Here is a 23,312-nt window from a genome sequence, read left to right as displayed (position 1 = left end):
CCGGCCGCGCGGCGGATCGGCTCGCTGCGAGGGGCGTCATATCGACCCGTCGTCGGGCCCCAGGTCGCGGTCGATCAGGTCGAGGATTTCCTCGCCGGTCGCGGCCCGAATCTTGTCGACCGCGTCGGTCCCTGCCCGGTCCGGGGATCCGAGCTCGGCCAACAGGGATTCCAGCCGCGCCGCGATCGCGGACCGCGCCTGCCCGTCGCCGCCGACCTCGGCAAGGTCCAGCCGGAGCCGGTCGATGTCGGCACAGGCGACCGCCACCGGATCCGGAACGAGTTCCGCGCGCAGGAACTCCGCAACCGCCCGCGGATTCGGGTGATCGAACACCATCGTCGTCGGCAGCCGGAGCCCGGTGGCGGCACCGAGTTCATTGCGGAGCGCCACAGCTGCCAGCGAGTCGAAACCGAGCTCCTTGAATGCCTGCTCCGGGTCGACCGAGTCCGGCGCGTCGTGGCCGAGCACCGCGGCCGCTGCGCCCCGGACCAGCCCGAGCATCAGATGCCGCTGCTCGGGAACCGACCGCTCGGCGAGGCGCTGAGCCCAATTCGACGACCCGGTATCCGCGGATCCGGCCGCCGCCGGCCCCGCGGCACGCGGACGGGCTTGCCGGATCAGGCCGCGCAGCGGCGCAGGCACATAGGGTGCCGCCGCGCCGGTGTGGTCGAACCGGGCGGCCACCACGGTGGGTACCCCGGCCGCCAGCGCGCTGTCGAAGAGAGCCAGACCGTCCTCCGCGGTCAGCGGGGTCATGCCGCTGCGGAGGGACCGGGCGAGATCGAGCGTCCCCAGGTGGCCGGTCATGGTGCTCGGGGGTGCCCACATGCCCCACGCGATCGAGAGTGCGGGCAGCCCGAGGGCGTGACGGTGATGGGCGAGGGCGTCGAGGAATGTGTTCGCGGCGGCGTAGTTCGCCTGCCCGGGTGCCCCGAGAATGCCGGCGAGGGACGAGAACACGACGAACGCCCGCACATCGGAGGTCACGGTCAGCCGGTGCAGGTTCCAGGCCGCGTCGACTTTCGGCCGCAGCACCGTGTCGAGTCGCTCGGGGGTGAGCGCTGTCAGGGTGCTGTCGTCGATCACGCCGGCCGCGTGGACGACCGCCGTGAGCGGATGTTCCGACGGGATCCGGCGCAGCAACTCGGCGACGGCCGCCTCGTCGGCGGTGTCGCAGGCAACCGCACGCGCTTCCGCTCCCCTGTCCCTCAGCTCGCGCAGCAGCCGATCACAGCCCTCGGCGGCGGGTCCACGGCGGCTGGTCAACAGCACATGCCGTGCCTCGTGCTCGGTCACCAGGTGCCGCGCGACCAGCGACCCGAGGGTGCCGGTGCCGCCGGTGATCAGAACGGTACCGGCGGGATCGAACGGGGGACCGGACTCGTCGGCGGCACGCAGCCGCCGCACCCGAGGCGCAAGAACGGCACCGGTGCGGACTGCCGACTGCGGTTCCCCGCTCGCCAGCGCGGCCGTGATCGCGGCTTCGGTGTCCGCCGCGTCGTCGAGATCGATCAGCACGAATCGGTTCGGGTTCTCACTCTGCGCGGAGCCGACAAGCCCCCACAGCGCCGCGGCCCCCGGATCGGTGTCCTCGGTGCGGTCCCGCTCGGTTCCGGTGACCATCGCGTTGCGGGTCACGAGAACGAGCGTGCTGTCCGCGACATCGTCGTCGTCGAGCCACGCCTGCAGCAGCCGCAGCACCCGGGCGCACCCGTCGTGAACGGCACCGGGACCGTGCCCGCCGGCCGTGCGGCATTCGACGAGCACCGTCCATGGCCGCCGCTCGCCGTCCGCGACCGCACCGTCCCTCGCGGTACGCAGCGCTGCCGGATCGGAACAGTGCGGGAAGGTCGGGTCGAAATCCGACTCGCCGAGGACGACGACCGGACCGGGGGCCGGTTCGGTCGCGGCGACCTCGACCGGCACCCAGGACAGCCGATGCAGTCGCTGTGCCGCTCCGCGTCCCGTGCCCGACCCGTCGGCCTGCGGCACCGCCTGCAGCGCATCGACGGTCAGTACCGGCTCACCCGCGGTGTCGACGGCGACTACGCGATACCGTCCGCCCCCAAGGGCGTCGAACTTCACCGACAGTGCCTCCGCGCCGACCGTGTGCAACCGGATCCCCGACCAGATCAGCGGCACCTCGTCCCAGCCGAGCACCGGTGCGAGCGCCGCCTGCAGGAGCACCGGATGGATGCCGAACCCGTCCGTGTCGGTGCCCTCGTCGAGGCGCACCTCGGCGTCGGCGTCGCCCGAGATGCGATGCGGTGCCCCACCGGGACCGACGACGTCGTCGACCGTCGCCGAGGTATTCCGCACCCAGGTGTCGGGGCTCTCGGTCTCGTCCGGGGTCGACGAGATCGTGATGGTGCGACCACCGTCGGTGCCGGGTGTCGACACGAGCACGCGAATCGAAGCCTGTCCCGACGGCGCGAGGAGGAGGGGATGGTGCACGGTGAGTTCGGCGATGTGGTCGAGACCGACGGTGTGCGCGGCGTGCAGCGTGAGGTCGACCAGAACCGCAGGCAGCACCGTCCTCACCTCACCCGTCGACGGCTCGGCACCGTCGTCGGCCGGTGGTGGCACGATCCACGAATCCCGGTGCAGCGACAGCTTTCCGGTGAACATCACCGCGTCGTCGTCGAGCGGCACCGCGGCGCCGAGCAACGGATGACCGGCCGGGCCCAGCCCCAGCTCCGCCGGATCCCCGCTCGTGCGTGTCGGCGCCGTCGGCCAGAAGGACCGCCGCTGGAACGCGTAGGTGGGCAGCTCCACCCGACGCCGGCCGGGCAGCATCCGATCCCAGTCGATCGTGGCGCCCTGCACGTGGGCGGCAGCGACCGCCTCGACGACCTCATGTGCCTCATCGCCGCGACCGGGCAGCGTGGCGATCGTGGTCGGCACGACCTCGGAGGCGAGGGCGGCCAGGGCCGCACCGGGACCGACCTCGACAAGGCGGGTGACGCCGAGGTCGCCGAGTGCGCGCACGCCGTCGTGGAAACGCACCGCGTGCCGGAGGTGCCGAGCCCAGTAGTCCGGCGACGTGAGTTCCTCGGCCGAGGCGACGCGCCCGGTGACGTTGGAGATCACCGGAACCTCCGGCGGTTGTGCCGTCAGCCGCGACACCGCGGTGGTGAACCGGTCGAGGACGGGTTCCATCAGGGTCGAATGGAAGGCCCGGCCGACCCGCAGGGTCGTGGTCTGCAGTCCGGCGGCGGACAATTCGGCCGCAACGGCACGGACGTCGCGTTCGCCGCCCGAGAGGACAACCGCGTCGGCGCCGTTGACGGCGGCGAGATCGACGCGGCCGTCGATCCGCGCCCGGATGTCCCCCTCGCCGGCCCGCACGGCGATCATCAGGCCCGGTTCGGTCGCCTGCATCAACCGGCCGCGGATACCCACCAGGGCGGCGGCATCGGGCAGGTTGAACACCCCCGCGACGTGGGCGGCGGTGATCTCTCCGATGGAGTGGCCGATCAGGTAGTCGGGGGTGAGGCCCCACTCCCGCAGCAGCCGGTACAGCGCCACCTCGAGAGCGAACAGTGCCGGCTGGGTGTATTCGGTGCGGTCGAGCGCGCCGCCGGTGTCGTCCCAGAGCACCTGCCGTACCGGGATTTCCACGTGCTCGTCGAGTGCGGAGCAGGCCTCGTCCAGGGCACGGGCGAACACCGGGTAGGTCTCGTGGAGGCCGCGACCCATCCCGATGCGCTGCGCACCCTGGCCGGTGAACATGAACGCCGTCCTGCCGCGGGTGCTCGTCCCGGTGACGACGTTGCCGCCGGGCCGTCCGGTCGCGAGGCGGGTCAGACCGTCGAGCAGATCGGCCGATGTGCCTCCGATCACCGCGCCGCGGTGAGGGAAACCGGGCCGGGTGGTGGCCAGCGAGTACGCGAGGTCGGCGGGATCCGGGAGATCCGCGCTCCGGTCGCAGAAGGCCGCCAGCCGAGTGGCCTGCGCGCGCAGTGCATGCTCGGTCTTTCCCGAGATCACCCAGGCCAGCGGGGCCGCCGACGGAGGTGACGCCTCCGGCAGCGCGCGTGCGGCCGGCTGTTCCAGGATCACGTGCGCGTTCGTGCCGCTGATCCCGAACGACGACACCCCGGCGCGACGGGGCCGTCCGGTGTCCGGCCACGGCACCGGCTCGGCGAGCAGCGAGACCTCGCCCGCGGTCCAGTCGACGTGCCGGGTCGGTGTGTCGCCGTGCAGGCTCGGCGGCAGCACCCCGTGCTGCATCGCCAGCACCATCTTGATCACGCCGGCCACCCCGGCCGCCGCCTGGGCATGGCCGATGTTCGACTTGATCGATCCGAGCCACAGCGGCCGGCCGTCCCGCTGCTGGCCGTAGGTGGCCAGCAGTGCCTGCGCCTCGATCGGGTCCCCGAGTCGCGTGCCGGTGCCGTGCGCCTCCACGGCGTCGATGTCGGCGGGGCCGAGCCCGGCGGACGCCAGCGCCTGCCGGATCACGCGTTCCTGGGACGGCCCGTTCGGGGCGGTCAATCCGTTGGAGGCCCCGTCCTGGTTGACCGCCGATCCGCGGATGAGCGCGAGCGCCCGGTGGCCGTTGCGTTCGGCGTCGCTGAGCCGCTCGAGCACCACCATCCCCGCGCCCTCGCTGAGCCCGGTTCCGTCCGCCCGGTCCGAGAACGGCTTGCAGCGACCGTCCGGCGCCAGTCCGCGTTGACGGCTGAACTCGATCAGTACACCGGGGGTGGCCATCACCGTCGCGCCACCGGCCAGCGCCAGCGCGCATTCCCCGTCGCGCAGCGCACGGGCCGCGAGATGCACGGCCACCAGCGACGACGAGCAGGCCGTGTCGACGGTGACGGCCGGACCAGTGAAACCGAGCGCGTAGGAAATCCGACCGGAGGCCACGCTGTTGCTCGTCCCGGTCATCAGATAGCCCTCGGCGTCGACGTCGCGCCGGGTCATCAGGTGGAAGCCGTAGTCGCCGCCCATCAGCCCGACGTACACACCGGTGTCGGTGAGGTCGGGTGTGTCCGGCCGGATTCCCGCGTGTTCCAGTGCTTCCCAGGCGCTTTCGAGGAGCAGCCGGTGCTGCGGGTCCATCGCGATCGCCTCGCGTGGGCTGATACCGAAGAATGCGGCGTCGAATTCGTCTGCGTCGTGGAGGAACCCGCCCTCCTTCATGTAGGTGGTGCCGGTCCGTTCCGGATCCGGGTCGTACACCTCGTCGAGATTCCAGCCCCGGTTGTGGGGATACGCGCCCACGGCGCACCGGCCGTCGCGGACGAGTCGCCACAGGTCGTCGGGGCAGTGCACCTCGCCCGGGTATCTGCAGGCCATTCCGACGATCGCGATCGGGTCGTCGGCGCTCCGGGCGCGGGCCGGTGCAGTCGTCGGCTGCGGAGCGGTCTCGCTGCCGAGCAGACGGGTCAGCAGCTCCCGGGCGAGCTCGCCCGCGGTGGGATAGTCGAACACGACGGTCGCGGCCAGCTTCACGCCGGTCGCGGTTGCCAGCTGATTGCGCAATTCCACCGCGGTCAGCGAATCGAAGCCCAGCTGCTTGAAGGCACGCTCCGGGTCGATCGCTTCACCGCTGTCGTAGCCGAGTGCTGCGGCCACGTGGGTGGTGACGATGTCCAGTACCCGGCTGTACCGGTCGCCGGGCTCCAGCGCGCGCAACTCGTCGGCGAGCCCCGTCGACGATGCGGTGGCCGCGACCCGGCGGCGACGGGTCCCCAGCACCCGGCGCAGGATCGGCGGCAGCGACTGTCCCTCGGTGCGCGCGGCGCGCGTCGAGAGCCGCAGCGGCACGATCAGGGGGCGGTTCGCGGCGAGCCCGGCGTCGAACAGGGCCAGCCCCGAGTCCACGTCGATGGTGTCGATGCCGTTGCGCTGCAACCGGTCCAGATCGGCGGCATCGAGATGGGAGGTCATGCCGCTGGGGCGATCCCACAACCCCCAGGCCAGAGAGACCGCCGGGAGGCCGTGGGCGCGGCGGTGCTGGGCGAGGGCGTCGAGGAAGACGTTCGCCGCCGCATAGTTCGACTGCCCGGCGCCGCCGAGGACCCCCGCCGCGGAGGAGAACAGCACGAACGCCGTCAGAGCCCGATCGCGGGTGAGTTCGTGCAGGTGCCAGGCGCCGTCCAGTTTGGGCCGCAGCACCGCGTGCAACTGACCCGCGCTCAGGGTGGCGGCGGTGGCATCGTCGAGTACCCCGGCGGCATGGATCACGCCGGTGAGGCCGGGAATGCCGTCGAGCAGTGCGGCCACTGCCGCGCGGTCGGTCACGTCGCACGCGGCGATCTCGACGTCGGTTCCTGTCGCCGCGCACTCGGCGCGCAAGGCGGATGCGCTGCCGGCGTCGAGCGCGTGCCGGCCGATGAGCACCAGCCGGCGCACTCCGTACCGAATGGCGAGGTGGCGGGCGATCAGTCGGCCGATGGTGCCCGTGCCACCGCTGATCAGGACGATGCTGTCCGAGCCGAAGGGCGGCGGGCCCGTTTCGGCGGGTGCCACTGCGGCGAGCAGCGGTGTCAGCAGCACACCGTCTCGGACGGCAATCTGAGATTCATTGCAGGACAACGCCGTCGACAACGACGCGGGGTCGGGGAGTGTACCGGCCGCTCCGTCCAGGTCCACCAGGATGATGCGATCGGGATTCTCGTTCTGCACAGCGCCGACCAGACCCCAGGTGGGCGCGGCGGCCACGTCGTCGACCGGTTCGTCGTCCCGGACCGCGACCGCGTGCCGGGTCGTGACCAGCAGGCGGGTCTCGGCGAGGCGCTCGTCCCGGAGCCAGGACTGCACCGCGTGCAGCGTCGCCTCCGCGGCGGCGTGCGCCCGGGCCGGCGTATCCGGCTCCTCACCCGGTTCGGCGGGCAGCCACAGGACACGACCGGCAAGATCGCCGTCCCCGGCGAGGGCCTCCGTCAGCGGCATCAGGTCCACCGGCATCGGGCCCGTCGGCGCCGGGGCGGGGGATCCGACCGGCATCCACTCCACGCGGTAGAGGCCGGCACCGACCCCCGGGACCGGCGCACCCGTCTCCCCGAGGGGGCGCAGCGTCAACGAGTCCGCGGTCACCACCGGTCGGCCGGTCGCGTCGTAGGCCGATACCCGGTAGCGCTCGGGTCCGGTCGTGGTGATGTGCACCCGCAGCGCGGTGGCGCCGACGGCATGCACCTGCACGTCGCGCCAGGCGAACGGCAACCGGACACCGGTCCCGGCGGTTCCGAGCGCGATCAGGTGCAGCGCGGCGTCGAGGACCGCCGGATGGATCCCGTACCCCGCGACCGCTGCGGCCGGGTCGTCGCCGCCCAGGCGCACCTCGCCGTAGAGGTCGTCGCCGCGGCGCCACGCCGCGCGCAGGCCCCGGAAGACCGGACCGTACCCGTAACCGGCCTCGTCGAGCAGGTCGTAGAGACCGCGGATGTCGACCGGTGCGGCATCGGCGGGTGGCCACTGCAGTTCCGGGAAATCGGCGGCATCCACGGTGGCGGTCGCGAGCGTGCCGGTGGCGTGCCGGGTCCACGGGGTGTCCGGCGAGCCGTCCGGGGGCCGGGAATGCACCGCCACCGCGCATCGGCCGGTGTCGCCGTCGGCGAGCACACTCACCTGCACCGCGACCTCACCGTCAGCGGGGACCACCAGCGGTGCCTCGAGGGTGAGCTCCTCGAGCCGGCCGCAGGCGACGCGATTCCCCGCGTGCAGCGCGAGTTCCACGAAGGCCGTGCCGGGCAGCACGACGGCGTCGCCGACCATGTGGTCGTGCAACCAGGGAAGACGGTGCAGGGACAGCACACTCGTGAACACCGCGCCCCGGCCGTCGCCGAGCTCGACCGACGCGGCGAGCATCGGATGCCCGCCCGTGTCCAGGCCCGCCGAGGCGACATCACCCTCCGGTGCGGGCCCGTCCAGCCAGTAACGGCGGCGCTGGAAGGCATACGTGGGCAGGTCCACCCACTGTTGTCCGGGGCGTCGGGCCCACCGCACCCGATCCCACTCCACCTGCACGCCGTGGACGTGCGCGTCCGCGAGGGCGGCGGTGAACTGACGCAGGTCCGCCCGGTCGCGCCGGAGGGTGCCGACGACGTAACCGGCGACGCCCTCCGCGTCGAGGGTTTCCTGCATCGGCACGGTCAGGACGGGATGGCTGCACGACTCGACGAACAAGCGATACCCGTCCGCGGCCAGCGCTCTCGTCGCGGGCTCGAAGCGGACCGGGTGGCGCAGATTCCGGTACCAGTAGTCGGCGTCGAGCGTGGCGCCGTCCAGTACGCCCCCGGTCACCGCCGAGTAGAACGGGATCCGCGACCGGCGGGGCCGGACCGGGGCCAGCACGTCGAGGATCGGTTCGCGCAGCACCGATATGTCCGCGCAGTGCGAGGCGTATTCCACTGCGATCCGGCGGGCTTGGACGCCGTCGTCCCGGCACTGTCCGACCAGGGCGTCGAGAGCCCCGACGGGACCGGACACCACCGTCGCGGACGGCCCGTTGACCGCCGCCACCTCGACGGCGCCGGCCCAGGGGGAAATCCTGTCCCGCACCACGTCCGCGGGCAGCGCTACCGAGGCCATCCCGCCGCCACGCCGCGCCGACGCCGCGATCACCCTGCTGCGCGCGGCGACGACCAGCGCCGCATCGGAGAGGTTCAGCGCGCCGGCGACGCAGGCGGCGGCAATCTCACCCTGCGAATGTCCGACCACAGCCGCGGGTTCGACACCGTGGGAACGCCACAGCTCAGCAAGCCCGACCATCATCGCGAACAGCGCCGGTTGCACCACGTCGACGCGGTCCAGAGAGGCCGGATCCCGGTCGCGCAGCACCTCGAGCAGCGAAAACGTCGTGTGCGGAGCCAGCGCCTCGGCGCATGCCCGCACGGCGTCGGCGAACACCGGCGATGTATCGAGCAATTCCGTTGCCATCCCGACCCACTGCGAACCCTGGCCGGGAAAGACGAACACCGGCCGGTCCCCGGCCTCCGTCGCCACACCGGTGACGACGTCGGCGCTCGGGGCGCCGCGAGCGAGCGCGCCGAGGCCGCCGAGCAGGGTCTCGGACCGCGCGCCGATCACCGCGGCGCGGTGATCGAAGGCGGCACGCGAGCCCAGCAGCGATCCGGCCACCGCGGCGGGCGTCAACTCGGGGTGGGCGGACACGTACTCGCGCAGCCGCACGGCCTGCGCGCGCAGCGCGGGCTCGGTGTGGCCCGACACCAACCAGGCCACCACCTCGCCCGCGGGGGCACTCGGGTCGGGGGCCGGCTGCTCGTCCGGTGGGGACTGCTCCAGGACGACGTGAGCGTTGGTGCCGCTGATACCGAACGACGAGACCGCCGCCCGGCGGGGCCGGTCGAGTTCGGGCCATTCCCGGTTCTCGGTCAACAGGGACACCGTCCCGGCGGACCAGTCGACGTGCGGGGTGGGCTGGTCGATGTGCAGTGTCTTCGGCAGGACGCCGTGCCGCATCGCCATGATCATCTTCATCACCCCGGCCACCCCGGCGGCAGCCTGGGTGTGCCCGAGATTCGACTTCACCGAGCCGAGCCACAGCGGCCGGCCGGCCGGGCGATCGCGGCCGTAGGTCGCCAGCAGGGCGGACGCCTCGATCGGATCGCCCAGGGTGGTGCCGGTGCCGTGCGCCTCGACCACGTCGACGTCGGCCGGGCCGATCCCGGCATTGCTCAGCGCCTGCCGGATCACGCGCTCCTGGGCCCGCCGGTTCGGTGCGGTCAGGCCGTTGCTGGCACCGTCCTGGTTGACCGCGCTGCCCCGGATCACGGCGAGGATCCGCCGACCGTGGCGCTGCGCGTCGGACAGCCGTTCCAACGCGATCATCGCCGCGCCCTCGCCCCACGCGGTGCCGTCGGCGGCCGCCGAGAACGCCTTGCACCGCCCGTCGCGGGCCAGTCCACGCTGGCGGCTGAACTCGACGAACACCCCCGGCGTCGCCATGACGGTCGACCCACCCGCCAGGGCCAGTTCGCACTCACCGCCGCGCAGTGCCTGCATGGCGAGGTGGATGGACACCAGCGACGACGAGCACGCGGTGTCGACGGTGATCGCAGGTCCGGACAGACCGAAGCTGTATGCCACCCGGCCGGACGCGACGCTCATGGCGTTGCCGGTGATGAAGTAACCCTCGAGGTCCGCGGGTGGCCGCCCCCCGGCCCGCGCTGCATAGTCGATCCCGGACAGCCCGGTGAACACCCCGACCCGGGAACCGTGCACCGACCGCGGATCCAGGCCGGCATGTTCGAAGGTCTCCCAGCTCGTTTCGAGCAGCAGACGCTGCTGCGGGTCCATCGCCAGCGCCTCGCGCGGCGAGATGCCGAAGACCTCGGGATCGAACCCCGCCGGGTCGTCGAGAAAGCTGCCCTGCAGCGTGTAGGTCTTGCCGGCCTGCTCCGCCTTCGGATCGTAGAGTTCGGCCGAATTCCAGCCCCGGTCCTCGGGAAAGCCGGTGACGGTCTCCGAACCGGATTCCACCAACTGCCACAGGTCCTGGGGCGACCGCACCCCACCGGGGAACCTGCAGCCCATCCCGATGACGGCGATCGGTTCGTGACGCACGGCTTCGGACTCGTGAAGCTTCTCTTTCACCTGGTAGAGCTCGGCAGTCACCCTCTTGAGGTAGTCGAGGAGTGTCGCTTGATCGGTCATCCGGGATCAGCTCCTAACCGAGCGCCCCCCGTGCCGTCGCAGGTCCTCGATTCTATCCGTGGCGGCTGCCTCGGAAGCGGAGTTCCATGCATTGCCGGTGCAGATTTCTGCCGTGCGGCCGATGCCTGCGCCGCACCCCGCGGTCTGCATGAAGGACCATCTCACCAACTCGCTGCAGCACGTGCCCGAGCTCGTTGCGCCGGGGTCCCGGGCGACGGATCGAACGTACGACGAATCCAGGCGGAACATCGCCTTGTGGCGATCGGCAGAGGCGACATCTGCTCGTCCCGATCGTGAGTGACAGCGGTCCAGTCGATCTGGTGTTCGCCCAGGAATCGGAAGTAGTCGCGCAGATCGAACGCATACGAATGGACCGTGGTGGGAGATCGCTCGATGACCGTCAGGTGCGCCAGGAACATGTTCGTCCTCGGACCACCGCGTGTGACGGTGGCCGCCGGGTCGACGATCGATGCGGGGCTCGGAGGGCGCGAGGCAGCTCACCGGTCCAGACCGATAGCGACGGTCGACGTGGGATCAGGGGGCCGGCATGTATTGCTGGACCGCGATCGTCACATCGGTGAGTGTCGATCCGTCGGTGGCGCCGAGGAGCCGGAACGCCGGAGTGTGGCACTGGTCGAGGTCCATCCAGCCGGCGTTTCCGGTGACCTGCATTCCTGGCGTGCCGACGGCATCGACGTAGGTGGCGACGAGCCGGCTGGTGTCGTTGACAGCCCGCCAGCGCACCAGGAAGCGGCTGGAATCGCAGCCGTTCATGGTGGCGGGAAAAGCTCCGTAATCCGGGCCGGAAGCTTCTGTCCACGGCGAGTCGTCGAAGTAGCGGGGCAGCACGGTCCACGATCTCGTCATCGTCCACTGTGGCAGCGATGTCGGGAACTCCGGTGAAGGCGTCAGCCCGACAAAGTTCGGCCCGGGCCACTCCGGTCGGTTGCGTTCGGGCGGTGCATCTTCCTCTGCCGGTACCGAAGTGGTGGGTGGGGGCGGTGCAGACTGCCGGGTTACCTCTCCTGCGCTGTCGGTGGTGGAGGGCAGCGTCGGTGCCGAGGTGGCCTCACCACCGGCTGGGGGAGTTGATGTGGCCTCGGAGTCGGCATCCCGGCTGCGGAGCAGAAACAGGCTGAGCACCACGATGAGCACACCGGCCAATACCACCACGGCAGTACCCAAGATCCAGATCGTGCGTGTGCGCGGGTCCGGATCGTGTCGAGCCGGCTGCGGTTCGCCGTGTTCCGGGACATCGGAATCCATGCTGCTCTCCTCTGCGGTCGATCAGATGGTGACGCCGGGGCGCACCGATTCCGGATCCAGACAACCACCGGAGTCGCCTCGACGACGGCGATTGCGGCGTCGTGTCGTTGTGCAGGGTCGCCGCCCGGAGCGGGAGGAGAGGACGTTCCGACTGGTCGAGGCGCCGATCCCCACCGCAGCGTCGCGCGGACCGCCGGCCTGGAGGTTCGTCACGAGCACCCGGTTCCTCGGCGAGGTCGGCCGAGCCCTCTCTTCGCCGCCGGTCGTTCTCACTGAGGTGAGCGTCTCGGATGACGACCGACGGCCGACTCGCGCCACTCCCTGAGATGCGGACACTCGGCACCGAGCGTCGAATCCTTGCCGTGACCCGGATAGATGACCGTGTCGTCGGCCTTCAGGCCGGAGAGGACGTCAAGGTCCAGAAGATCTCTGCTCGCGCGTTGGGAGCTAGGCGGCTTCCGTTCCGTGGCGGCAACGAGTTTGATCCGAGCTGCCGCTTCCTCCAACGGGCACTCGATGTGAAGTGGGTATCGCCCAGCAGGTGATGCGCAAGTTCGTGACCAAGAACGAAGGTTTCACAAGCAGAGGCGAGCTCGCTGCAGGCGTCCTCGCGGTTGTGGGTTCTGCTAAAGGCGGCACTTCCTGGGTGAATATACTTCGCGCTTTCCCGGTCCTGTCGGGCAGTGCCGAGCATGGCCCATCCGGACACCAGGGCGTGCTTCATGAGCGGTCGGGCCGAAACGGCGTCCCCGTACCGCCCGATGGAGGATTCTGGACCGGAGGCCTGTTTCGCGGGGACCAGTGACGATTGGAGCGAGTGCTGTGGACGAAGATCGGACACCCGACGATTTCGACGACCTCGACAACGACACGAAACGTAGTGCGCAGGAACGGGCACACGAGATTCAGCAGATGTACGAGCCCGGTGCCAGACCTACGGTAACGGTGCCGGGAACCGACGGAATGGTCTCGGGTACCGCGTTTGCCGACCTCGTCGAGTCGGAGGACGGGCCGACGACGGGCGAAGGGCAGTCGCAGGACGGCACAGCGGGAGAGGGCCATCGATAAGCCCAGGCCAGTCAGGTTTCCCTGACTGTCCTCGCTGCACGCCACCGCGTGGCCGGGTTTCGTCGCCGTCGGCGTTGCACGTCGGAGGGTTGCTCCACGGCGGGGGGTCCGTCGGAAGTCAAGCCGAGCTCGGCGACCGTCTCGAAATGGTGTGCGCCGCGAGCTGTCACCGTCCGCTCGATGGTCAGATGCGCGGCGCGACCTTCGGCTCGGAGCGTGGCGACCTGGTTTCCGAATGTCGGACCGGCTGCCTTGCTCCAGGTGATGGAGGTGTCCGGCACTGGCGTCACCCGCCCGAGAACTGCGCGTACGCAGCGTTCTGCTGCGCGGCTCCAGGCGACACGGAACGCCACCCGGACCGCCGTCGGGACATGATTGTGTAACGGCGAGCACGTCAACTGGTAGATCGCCGCGCTCACGGGGACGCGGAAGTGGGCACGAGCGGCGTATGCGTGGTGCACGTCGCCCGACAGCACGCACACCGTCGCCGGGGTGACATCGGACGGCCCCGAGCGGCGTCCACTGCCGACCTCCGCCAGCAACCGGGCGACACGCTCGAACGAGTCGCGGAACGCAGACCAATGCTCGAGATCCGCACCGCGACGGAGCTTTTCGGCCCACCGCCCGAGGCGTTCGCCGCGCGCGCCGGATGCGAGCAACTCGTCCCACGCTTCGACGTCGTGCATGGCACGCGGAAGCAACCAGGGCAATGACGTCCCGATGAGCAGGTGATCGTAGTCGCCCTCGGTCTGGCTTTCGATCCAGTCGAACTCCGGATCCGACACCATGTCCCGGCGGTCGGCTGTGAGGACCCGGCCACACCGCGAATCGATCATCAGCATCCGCACCGAACCGAAGTCCCGCCGGTAGGACCACCGCGTGCCGGAAGCGCCGTCCGCTTCCTCGTCCGCATCGGACGCGAAGGCGCGGAGAATCGGCTCGGCATCACCCCCGCAGTTCCGGACACGGGCGTAGAGCGCGTCTTCGGACAGTTCCTTCGGTGAGAGATTCCCGAGATGCTGGTAGATCCAGTACGACATGAGGGCGCCGACGATCCGTTCCTCCCACCACGACGACGCCTCCACTTCGGCCCGCCACAGGTACGAGGTGTTCCAGTCGTCATGCACGTCGTGGTCGTCGAAGATCATCGAGGTCGGCACGGTCGACAACAGCCAACGGACGTTGCACTCGGACCACGATTGGGAATACAGCCAGGTGTATTCCTCGAAGTTCCGCACCTGCGCGCCCGGTGGTTGCGACAGATCGTGCCGCTCGCCGACACGCCGCCGCATTTCCGGCGACAGTTCGTCGGCATACACCTGGTCGCCGAGCAACAACAGGGCGTCGGGCCACTCTTCGGGGGAGCGAGCGCGCATGCGCTGCGCGTAGGCCACGAGAGCATCGGTCCCCAGTGCGGACGAATCCCCGTCGTCCGGGGCCGTCGCCACGCGACACGAGCCGAACGCCAGGACGAACCGGGCGCCGGCACTGTGCGTCCGTATCAGGGACGCGTCGTCGCCGGGATGTGGCCACACCTCGCGCCCGTCCAGACGGACCTCGTAGGGCGTGGTGGATCCCGGTTCCAAGTCCTCGACCGAGACGAGGGCGTAGTGGTGGCCTGCCACCGTCCACGTCTTCTCCGAGTTACCGAGGACCTGCACGGTGCACGGAGCGGACGTCTCCACCCACACCGTGGCGTCCGTAGCACCGACGTGCCGAAGTAACGGGCCGAGAACGAGATCCGCCACGGCGTCACCGTGCCCGTGCTCGACTGAGCGACCGACTCATGCGGTCCGACGGTACTCGCAGCGAGCGCTCCCAGGACGATTCCGGCGATTTCCGCATCGAGTCCGGACCGCCTGAGGGTCGCGCCGGAAGGGGTGTCGGCCAGCAGTTACCAGCCGCGTTCGCGCCACTCGCCGAGGTGCGGGCGCTCGGCGCCGAGGGTTACGAACTGCTCGACATCCTGTGAACAAACATGATCGAATGTGTTTCTCATGGCGGTTGAAGCAGCCCGAGTGAGCGCGGTACCTCAGGGCGTGCATCCGCAGACCGCCTAGCCGGGGGTCGGTCAGGACCCGGATGCCGGTGCCTGCTCGGCGGCGCCGAACACCATCTCGGTCGAGGTGGCCGAGCCTCGACCTGACGGCCAGGTGGTGGAGGCACGGGTTTGTGTCGGAGCCCTCTGCGAGCATGATCGTCGTGGACCATCGCGACCGTCCGGCCGGTTCGGCAGCCGAGGATTCGAAGGCGGCTCTGTCGACGCAGGGCTGCCGGATCGTGGTGACCGACGACGATCCGCCGCGCGGCATGATCGAGGTTCCGACCTCGATGCGGGCGGTCACCGCCACCCGGCACGACGGGCCTGTCGAGGCGAGGTCCTGATGGCCCGATTCGAGATCCCGCCCGGCTCGACGGCGCAGGCATACAAGTTCGCCCTCGATCCGACGCCCGCGCAGGTGCGGGCGTTCCGCTCGCACGCCGGTGCCGCCCGCAAGGCACACAACACGATGCTCGCCGCCGTCAAAGCGGTGCTCGACCAGCGGACTGCGGAACGCTCTTACGGTCTCGCCGAGGACGAGTTGACGCCGTCGCTGGGGTGGTCACTGCCCGCATTGCGCAAGGCCTGGAACGCCCGCAAAGAGGACCTCGCGCCGTGGTGGCGCGAGAACTCGAAGGAGGCGTACAACACCGGCCTCGACGCTCTCGCCAGGGGATTGGACGCATGGTCGACGTCCCGCACGGGTCAGCGGGCCGGGAAGACGGTCGGGTTCCCGAGGTTCAAGACGGCCCGGTCGCGGCGATCGGTGCGATTCACCACCGGCACGATCCGGGTCGAGACCGACCGGCATCACGTCACCCTCCCCAGGATCGGGCGGGTCACGACCCATGAGTCCACTCGGAAACTGGCCCGCCGGATCGAGGCGGGCACCGCCCGGATCCTGTCGGCCACGTTGAGTGAGGATTCGTCCGGGCGGTGGCATGTGGCCCTTCAGGTGCTGGTCCAGCGCCCGGTGAAGGTACCCGCTCATGTGGGATTCGGCGAGCCGGTGGTCGGTGTCGACGTCGGGGTCAAGGCCGACGCCCTGCTCGTCGTCGCGACCCCGGACGGCCGTGAGGTCGACCGGGTCCCGGCACCGAAGTCCCTGTCTGCCGCCCAGGCTCGGCTACAGGCGCTGCAGCGCAGGGCCGCGCGGCAGCATGGCCCGTACAACGTGGCAACCCAGACGAAACAGAAGCCGTCGAAGCGGTGGCGGAAAACTCAGCGGCGGATCGGCCGGACGCACGCCCACGCGGCGGCGGTGCGCCGTGATGTGCTGCACAAGACCACCACCGCGTTGGCGCAGTGGCATCAGGTGATCGTGGTGGAGACGGTGAACGCTGCGGGGATGCGCTCGGCCGGTGGGGCCTACAAGCGCGGTCTGAACCGGGCGCTCGCGGACGCGGCGTTGGCGCAGATCCGGCGGATGCTTGTCCTACAAGACCCGCTGGTACGGCTCGACGCTGGTGGAGGCAGACCGCTATTACCCATCATCGAAAACGTGTTCGGGATGTGGCAGGCGACAACCAAACCTGACCCTCGCGGACCGGACGTACGTGTGTGCACACTGCGGCCTGACGATCGATCGTGATCATAATGCCGCGATCAACCTCGCCCGCCTCGGCGAGACCCAGCACACGGGTGCAACGGGGACCGGTACCGGGAGTAGCCCGGCCGCCACCGATCCGGGTGGAGACGGACGTGGAGCCACGCACAAGACCCGATCCGCAGCAGCGGAAAAGGCAGCAGGCGTTGAAGCGTCAACCCCGCACCCTCACAGGGGTAAGACGGGGACTGTCTCACCGGAAGGTGAGGCTGTCTGATGGCGAAGCGAACAGAGCGTGCTCACGTTCGCTCACCAGAAGGCAACGGTATCGGGATCGTGCTCGGGGACGACATCGAGGGCGACTACTCGACGCTGGCCCAGGTCCGTGATCCCGACGGGAACCTGCTCACCCTCGCGACGCCGCCGTCGCGGCCGTTTCCGCCTGCTTGACGGTTTCGGAACGCCCGCGCAGGTGTCGCTCCGACGGTGTCGCCTTCGGCGACTGCGTTACCGGCCGTGTTCGTTACCAGCCGCGTTCGCGCCACTCACCGAGGTGCGGACGCTCGGCCCCGAGCGTCGCGTCCTTGCCGTGCCCCGGGTAGATGACGGTGTCGTCGCCGAAGCGGCCGAACAACTTCGTCTCGACGTCGTCGAGCAGCGAGGTGAACTTCTCGTGGTCCGCGGTCTTGCCGATGCCGCCGGGGAACAGGCAGTCGCCGGTGAACACGTGGTGCCGGCCGGTGCCCTGCTCCTCGAGAACCAGCGCGATCGAGCCCGGGGTGTGCCCGGACAGGTGCAGCACCTCGAACGACAGCTCACCGATCTCGACGGTGTCGCCCTCCATGAGCATCCGGGCCGGCGTGACGGGCAGCGGTTCGGCGTCGAGCGGATGCGCGGCGGTCGGCACGCCGGTGGCCGCGGCGACCTGCGCGAGACCCTGCCAGTGATCCCAGTGCTGATGCGTGGTGACGATCAGCTCGAGCTTCGGCGCGTTCTCGGCGAGGTAGCTCACGAGCAGGTCCGGCTGGTTCGCGGCGTCGATGAACAGCGACTTGCCGGTGGCGGTATCGGTGATGAGATAGGTGTTGTTGTCCATCTGGCCGACGGAGAGCTTGACGATGGTCGCGCCGGGGATCGTGCGGCGCTGCGCGGGGCCGCCGGGGGAGACCTCCCCGGTGTAGTGGTCGTCGATGGTCACGGGGTGCTTCGGCATGTGTTGCACGTTACCGCCGAGTCGCATCGGCCGAGGTGAGGAGGCTACCAACGGGAACGTGTCGGTGGGCGCGCCTACCATGGCACAGTCCGGTGTCGCGCGATTCGGCGCCGGCCCATCGAAACGCAACCGGACCGTCCGCGCCCACCAGGCGCGGGGTCCGAAGGAAGGACGTGGCGTGGCGGATCGCCTGATCGTGCGAGGCGCGCGGGAGCACAACCTGCGCGGAATCAACGTGGACCTCCCGCGGGACAGCCTCATCGTGTTCACCGGGCTGTCCGGGTCCGGCAAGTCGAGCCTCGCCTTCGACACGATCTTCGCCGAGGGGCAGCGGCGCTACGTCGAATCGCTGTCCGCGTACGCACGTCAGTTCCTCGGCCAGATGGACAAGCCGGACGTCGACTTCATCGAGGGCCTGTCCCCGGCGGTGTCCATCGACCAGAAGTCCACCAACCGCAACCCGCGGTCGACGGTCGGCACCATCACCGAGGTCTACGACTACCTGCGTCTGCTGTATGCGCGCGCCGGCACACCGCACTGCCCGGTCTGCGGTGAGCAGATCGCGCGGCAGACGCCGCAGCAGATCGTCGACCAGGTGCTCGACATGGAGCAGGGACTCAAGTTCCAGGTCCTCGCGCCGGTCGTGCGAACCCGCAAGGGCGAATTCGTCGACCTGTTCGAGCAGCTCACCGTCCAGGGCTTCGCCCGCGTGCGCGTCGACGGCGTGGTCTACCCGCTGACCGACCCGCCGAAGCTCAAGAAGCAGGAGAAGCACGACATCGAGGTCGTCGTCGACCGCCTCGCCGTCAAGGCCACCGCCAAGCAGCGGCTCACCGACTCGATCGAGACGGCACTGCGGCTCGCCGAGGGCATCGTCGTGCTCGACTTCGTCGACCGCGACGAGAACGCCCCGGACCGGGAACGCCGCTTCTCCGAGAAGCTCGCGTGCCCCAACGCGCATCCGCTGTCCATCGACGACCTCGAGCCCCGCTCGTTCTCGTTCAACTCCCCGTACGGTGCCTGCCCCGAGTGCACGGGTCTCGGCGTCCGCAAAGAGGTCGACCCGGAACTCGTGGTGCCCGACCCCGAGTGCACCCTCGAGGACGGCGCGATCGCGCCGTGGTCGGCGGGCCAGAGCTCCGAGTACTTCAACCGGTTGCTGTCCGGTCTCGGCGACATCATGGGCTTCGACCTGTCGACCCCGTGGAACAAGCTGCCCGCCAAGGCCCGCAAGGCGATCCTCGAAGGCAGTACCGAACAGGTCCACGTCCGCTACAAGAACCGCTACGGCCGGGTGCGCTCGTACTACGCCGAGTTCGAGGGCGTGATGCCGTTCCTGCACCGCCGGCTCGAGCAGACCGAGTCCGAGCAGATGAAGGACCGCTACGACGGGTACATGCGCGACATTCCGTGCCCGGCGTGCGAGGGCGCGCGGCTGCGGCCGGAGATCCTGTCGGTCACCATCTCGGCCGACGGCGGACACAAGTCCATCGCCGAGGTGTGCGATCTGTCGATCGGTGAGTGCTCGGCGTTCTTGAACAGCCTGACCCTCGGCACCCGCGAGGAGGCCATCGCCGGGTCGGTGCTGAAGGAGGTGCAAGCGCGCCTCGGATTCCTGCTCGACGTCGGCCTCGAATACCTCACGCTCTCGCGCGCCGCGGCGACCCTCTCCGGTGGCGAGGCGCAGCGCATCCGGCTGGCGACGCAGATCGGGTCCGGCCTCGTCGGCGTGCTGTACGTGCTCGACGAACCGTCCATCGGCCTGCACCAGCGCGACAACCGTCGCCTCATCGAAACCCTCACGCGGCTGCGGGATCTCGGCAACACCCTGATCGTGGTCGAACACGACGAAGACACCATCCGCGCCTCCGATTGGGTCGTCGACATCGGGCCGTTCGCCGGTGAACACGGCGGCCGGGTCGTGCACACCGGCACGTACAAGCAGTTGCTCGACAACACCGAATCGCTGACCGGTGCCTACCTGTCCGGACGCAGGAGCATCGACGTGCCGCCGGTGCGCCGGCCCATCGACCGCAAGCGTCAGGTCACCGTCGTCGGGGCCCGCGAGAACAATCTGCGCGGCATCGACGTGTCGTTCCCGCTCGGTGTGCTCACCAGCGTCACCGGCGTGTCCGGGTCCGGCAAGTCCACGCTGGTCAACGACATCCTCGCGACCGTGATGGCGAACAAGCTCAACGGCGCCCGCCAGGTGCCGGGCCGGCACACCCGCGTCAACGGTCTCGACCAGCTCGACAAGCTGGTCCAGGTCGACCAGTCGCCGATCGGCCGAACCCCGCGGTCGAACCCGGCGACCTACACCGGTGTGTTCGACAAGATCCGCACCCTGTTCTCGCAGACCACCGAGGCGAAGGTGCGCGGCTACCAGCAGGGCCGGTTCTCGTTCAACGTCAAGGGCGGCCGCTGCGAGGCGTGCTCCGGCGACGGCACCCTCAAGATCGAGATGAACTTCCTGCCCGACGTGTACGTGCCGTGCGAGGTGTGCCACGGCGCCCGCTACAACCGCGAAACCCTCGAGGTGCACTACAAGGGCAAGAACATCGCCGAGGTGCTCGACATGCCGATCGAGGAGGCCTCCGAGTTCTTCCAGCCGGTCACCTCGATCCACCGGTACCTCAAGACCCTCGTGGACGTCGGGCTCGGATACGTGCGACTCGGGCAGCCGGCGCCCACCCTGTCCGGGGGTGAGGCGCAGCGCGTCAAGCTCGCCGCGGAACTGCAGAAGCGGTCGAGCGGACGCACCGTCTACGTGCTCGACGAGCCGACCACCGGCCTGCACTTCGAGGACATCCGCAAGCTTCTCGGCGTCATCAACGGGCTCGTCGACAAGGGCAACACGGTCATCGTCATCGAGCACAACCTCGATGTCATCAAGACCGCGGACTGGGTCATCGACATGGGACCGGAGGGCGGCTCGGGCGGCGGCACCGTCGTCGCGCAGGGCACCCCGGAGGACATCGCGGCGACCGAAGCCAGCTACACCGGGCGGTTCCTCGCGGAGGCACTCGACGTCGCGCCGGCACCGGAACCGGTTCGCAAGCCGGCCCGCAAGCGCGCCCCGAAGAAGGCCGCGGCGGTCGGGTAGCGGAAGGGTGCACGAAGCGATGACTGACCGTTCAACTGCGCGTAAGGCGGGGGAAACGCGCGCTCCGTAGCCTGACGCCATGACCGATGCTCCCGTCGATCTGATCGCGATCGCCTCCGCCCTTGACGAGTTGCGGGACGGGCTCGTCGCTGCCGCCTCCGCGGACGAACGGTGGGCGCAGGCCCAACCCCGGCACCGCGCGAGCGCGCAGAACCTCGCGCACTACGTCGCGCTGCGCCGCCGCGACATACGAGATCTGCAGTCCGATCTCGCCGAATGCGGGCTGTCGTCCCTCGGTCGCGCCGAGGCGCACGTGCTCGCGAACATCGACGCCGTGCGCCACGCGGTGGCCAGGCTGGCCGACCTTCCGGATTGCGAGATCGATTCCGGGGCGGTCGGTTTCGTCGACGGCCGGCGCCTGCTCGATCGGAACGCCGCCGCGCTGCTCGGTGCCGCGGCCGGTGGACGCCGCACCCGCATCATGGTGACCCTGCCGACGGCGGCCGCCACCGACGCGGACCTCGTCGACCGGATCGTCGCGGCCGGTGCCGAACTGGTCCGCATCAACTGCGCCCACGACACGCCGCAGCAGTGGCAGCAGATGATCGCGCACGTGCGGCGTGCCCAACGTGCGCACGGCCGGCACATCACCGTGACGATGGATCTGGGCGGACCGAAACTGCGCACGGGGCCCGTGATACCCGGTCCTGCCGTGGTCCACGCCAAACCGGAGCGCGACGCGCTCGGCCGCACCGTCGCCCCGGTCGCGGTCCGGCTCGCACGCCCCGGCGCCCCGGCCTGCGATGACGGCACGGTCACCGTCCCGGTGCAGGACGAACTGTGGTTGGCGCGTCGCCGCCCCGGCGACCGCGTCACCTTCCGCGACACCCGCGGCTCCAAGCGCACTCTCGTCGTCGTCGACACCGAACACGGCGTGCGCGCCGAACTTGCCGACACCGCCTACCTCGTCCCGGGGACGCGACTGCGTGCCCACCGCGGGGACAGCACGGCGGTCGCCGACCTGCCGGCCCGCGAGCGCAGGCTCACCCTGCGCGTGGGGGACGAGTTGCTCGTCGTCCCGGACGCGGAACCCGTGGACGCGGACGCCGAGCCGCCCCGGATCGGATGCACGCTGCCGCAGGTGTTCGAGGACGCCGGCATCGGCCACCGGATCTTCTTCGACGACGGCAAGATCGGCGGGGTGATCGAGGAATCCGGCTCGTCGGGTCTACGGGTGCGCATCGTCGACGCCGGTCCGCGCGGCTCGCGGCTCGGCGCGGGAAAGGGCATCAACCTGCCGGATACCGAACTGCGATTGCCCGCGCTCACCGAGGAGGATCTGACACATCTGCCGTTCGTCGTCGAACACGCCGACGCGGTCAGCCTGTCGTTCGTGCGCAGCGCTGCGGACGTGACCGGCCTGCAGGACCGGCTCGCCGAACTCGGCGGCACGAACCTCGGGGTGATCCTGAAGGTGGAGACGGTCGGTGGCTTCGAGAATCTCCCGTCGATCCTGTTCGCCGCGATGCATTCACCGCAGGTGGGCGTGATGATCGCACGCGGCGATCTCGCGGTGGAGGCCGGGTACGGGCGGCTCGCGGAGGTTCAGGAGCAGATCCTGTGGCTGTGCGAGGCGGCGCACGTCCCGGTGATCTGGGCGACGCAGGTGCTCGACACGCTGGCGCGCACCGGACGGCCGTCGCGGGCGGAGATCACCGATGCGGCGGCGTCCGGGCGAGCGGAATGCGTCATGTTGAACAAGGGGCCGTACGTCGATCACGCTGTGCGATTCCTCGACGACGTGCTGCGCCGGATGTCCGATCACCAGCGCAAGAAGGACTCGCTGCTGCGGCAGTTGCGGGCCTGGGAGGAACCGGGCGTCCCGCAGGCTCAGTAGACGGGTCCGGTGTACTTCTCGCCGGGTCCCTTGCCAGGCTCGTCGGGATGTGCCGACGCCTCACGGAACGCCTTCTGCAGGGCCTGCAGGCCCTCGCGGATGGGGCCGGCGTGGGGTCCGAGGTACTCGACGGACGCGGTGACCAGGCCGGCGAGCGCGGTGATGACGCGGCGTGCTTCGTCGAGGTCCAGGTGGACGCTGTCGTCGGGGTTCTCGTCGGCGAGGCCGAGCTTCTCGGCAGCGGAGCTCATCAGCATCACGGCGGCGCGGCTGATGACCTCGACGGCGGGGATCTCGGCCAGGTCGCGCACGTCGTCGGCGGGCGTCTCGGGGGTGTCGGTCATGCTGTCGAGGATCCCACCTCGGTCCCGTTCGATCGCTTGCGGGTCGGGCGCGGGGGTGCAGTTCGATCGCGTGTGGGTCGGGCGCGGGGGTGCAGTTCGATCGCGTGTGGGTCGGGCGCGGGGTGCCCGATTCGATCCCCACGTGCAGATTTGCTACTCTGAATGCCACGACCGCCCACGTGGAACACGCGTGGGCAGCAAAGTGGAG

14 protein-coding genes and 1 pseudogene are annotated in these 23,312 nt (G+C 70.1%); 9 read left to right on the top strand and 6 right to left on the bottom strand.

What is annotated here, in order from left to right:
* Positions 1 to 36 precede the first annotated feature (36 nt).
* From RZ1_RS25045 to RZ1_RS25035, 3 genes are all read right to left on the bottom strand, one after another.
* Positions 37 to 10,626, bottom strand: a complete 10,590-nt coding sequence (locus RZ1_RS25045; RefSeq protein WP_072815265.1) for a type I polyketide synthase — start codon at positions 10,624 to 10,626, stop codon at positions 37 to 39.
* 161 nt (positions 10,627 to 10,787) lie between these two features.
* Positions 10,788 to 11,045 (bottom strand): site-specific integrase, encoded by a 258-nt coding sequence (locus tag RZ1_RS25040; protein ID WP_072815263.1) that lies wholly within the window; start codon positions 11,043 to 11,045, stop codon positions 10,788 to 10,790.
* Between the two features lie 115 nt (positions 11,046 to 11,160).
* Positions 11,161 to 11,892 (bottom strand): hypothetical protein, encoded by a 732-nt coding sequence (locus RZ1_RS25035; RefSeq protein WP_072815262.1) that lies wholly within the window; start codon positions 11,890 to 11,892, stop codon positions 11,161 to 11,163.
* Positions 11,893 to 12,182: 290 nt separating this feature from the next.
* Between RZ1_RS25035 and RZ1_RS30705 the strand changes: the two genes are divergently transcribed.
* Positions 12,183 to 12,437 carry a hypothetical protein gene (locus tag RZ1_RS30705; RefSeq protein WP_169918113.1) on the top strand — a complete coding sequence of 85 codons (255 nt, stop codon included), beginning with the start codon at positions 12,183 to 12,185 and terminating at the stop codon, positions 12,435 to 12,437.
* A gap of 277 nt (positions 12,438 to 12,714) precedes the next feature.
* Entirely contained in the window at positions 12,715 to 12,960 is a 246-nt protein-coding gene (locus RZ1_RS31495) for a hypothetical protein (RefSeq protein WP_072815259.1), read from the top strand.
* 11 nt (positions 12,961 to 12,971) lie between these two features.
* On the opposite strand, the gene RZ1_RS25020 is transcribed toward RZ1_RS31495, so the two are convergent.
* A complete protein-coding gene (locus tag RZ1_RS25020) occupies positions 12,972 to 14,708 on the bottom strand; it encodes an alkaline phosphatase D family protein (protein WP_083583909.1) in 1,737 nt (578 codons plus the stop codon).
* A 38-nt stretch (positions 14,709 to 14,746) separates the two neighbouring features.
* Between RZ1_RS25020 and RZ1_RS25015 the strand changes: the two genes are divergently transcribed.
* The 5 genes and pseudogenes from RZ1_RS25015 to RZ1_RS25000 all read left to right on the top strand — a co-directional run bounded on the left by RZ1_RS25015 (position 14,747) and on the right by RZ1_RS25000 (position 16,997).
* Entirely contained in the window at positions 14,747 to 14,932 is a 186-nt protein-coding gene (locus RZ1_RS25015) for a hypothetical protein (RefSeq protein WP_072815257.1), read from the top strand.
* A gap of 230 nt (positions 14,933 to 15,162) precedes the next feature.
* A complete protein-coding gene (locus tag RZ1_RS25010; RefSeq protein ID WP_218020489.1) occupies positions 15,163 to 15,345 on the top strand; it encodes a hypothetical protein in 183 nt (60 codons plus the stop codon).
* A pseudogene (gene tnpB / locus RZ1_RS25005) lies at positions 15,345 to 16,373 on the top strand (IS607 family element RNA-guided endonuclease TnpB); the annotation flags it as partial. The gene RZ1_RS25010 and the pseudogene tnpB, both read left to right, overlap by 1 nt.
* Before the next feature lie 94 nt (positions 16,374 to 16,467).
* Positions 16,468 to 16,824 carry a zinc ribbon domain-containing protein gene (locus tag RZ1_RS31490; RefSeq protein WP_238071839.1) on the top strand — a complete coding sequence of 119 codons (357 nt, stop codon included), beginning with the start codon at positions 16,468 to 16,470 and terminating at the stop codon, positions 16,822 to 16,824.
* Positions 16,824 to 16,997: a hypothetical protein gene (locus RZ1_RS25000; RefSeq protein ID WP_218020488.1), complete on the top strand. Its 174-nt coding sequence runs from the start codon at positions 16,824 to 16,826 to the stop codon at positions 16,995 to 16,997. The genes RZ1_RS31490 and RZ1_RS25000 overlap by 1 nt, the downstream gene beginning before the upstream one ends.
* A gap of 73 nt (positions 16,998 to 17,070) precedes the next feature.
* On the opposite strand, the gene RZ1_RS24995 is transcribed toward RZ1_RS25000, so the two are convergent.
* On the bottom strand, positions 17,071 to 17,760 hold the full coding sequence (locus tag RZ1_RS24995) for an MBL fold metallo-hydrolase (protein ID WP_072815287.1): 690 nt from the start codon (positions 17,758 to 17,760) through the stop codon (positions 17,071 to 17,073).
* Positions 17,761 to 17,938: 178 nt separating this feature from the next.
* Here RZ1_RS24995 and uvrA point away from each other — a divergent pair, with 178 nt between their 5' ends.
* Positions 17,939 to 20,863, top strand: a complete 2,925-nt coding sequence (gene uvrA / locus RZ1_RS24990) for an excinuclease ABC subunit UvrA (protein ID WP_072815286.1) — start codon at positions 17,939 to 17,941, stop codon at positions 20,861 to 20,863.
* Positions 20,864 to 20,942: 79 nt separating this feature from the next.
* Positions 20,943 to 22,760, top strand: a complete 1,818-nt coding sequence (locus tag RZ1_RS24985) for a pyruvate kinase (RefSeq protein ID WP_072815255.1) — start codon at positions 20,943 to 20,945, stop codon at positions 22,758 to 22,760.
* Here RZ1_RS24985 and RZ1_RS24980 read toward each other — a convergent pair.
* Positions 22,754 to 23,104, bottom strand: a complete 351-nt coding sequence (locus tag RZ1_RS24980) for a DUF1844 domain-containing protein (protein ID WP_072815254.1) — start codon at positions 23,102 to 23,104, stop codon at positions 22,754 to 22,756. The genes RZ1_RS24985 and RZ1_RS24980 overlap by 7 nt on opposite strands.
* Positions 23,105 to 23,312 lie beyond the last annotated feature (208 nt).

It is taken from the genome of Rhodococcus zopfii NBRC 100606 = JCM 9919 (assembly GCF_001895025.1).
GTDB classification, from domain to species: Bacteria; Actinomycetota; Actinomycetes; order Mycobacteriales; family Mycobacteriaceae; genus Rhodococcus; species Rhodococcus zopfii.
The sequence above is the reverse complement of the archived record's forward strand: the minus strand, read 5'-3'. Positions and strand labels throughout refer to the sequence as shown.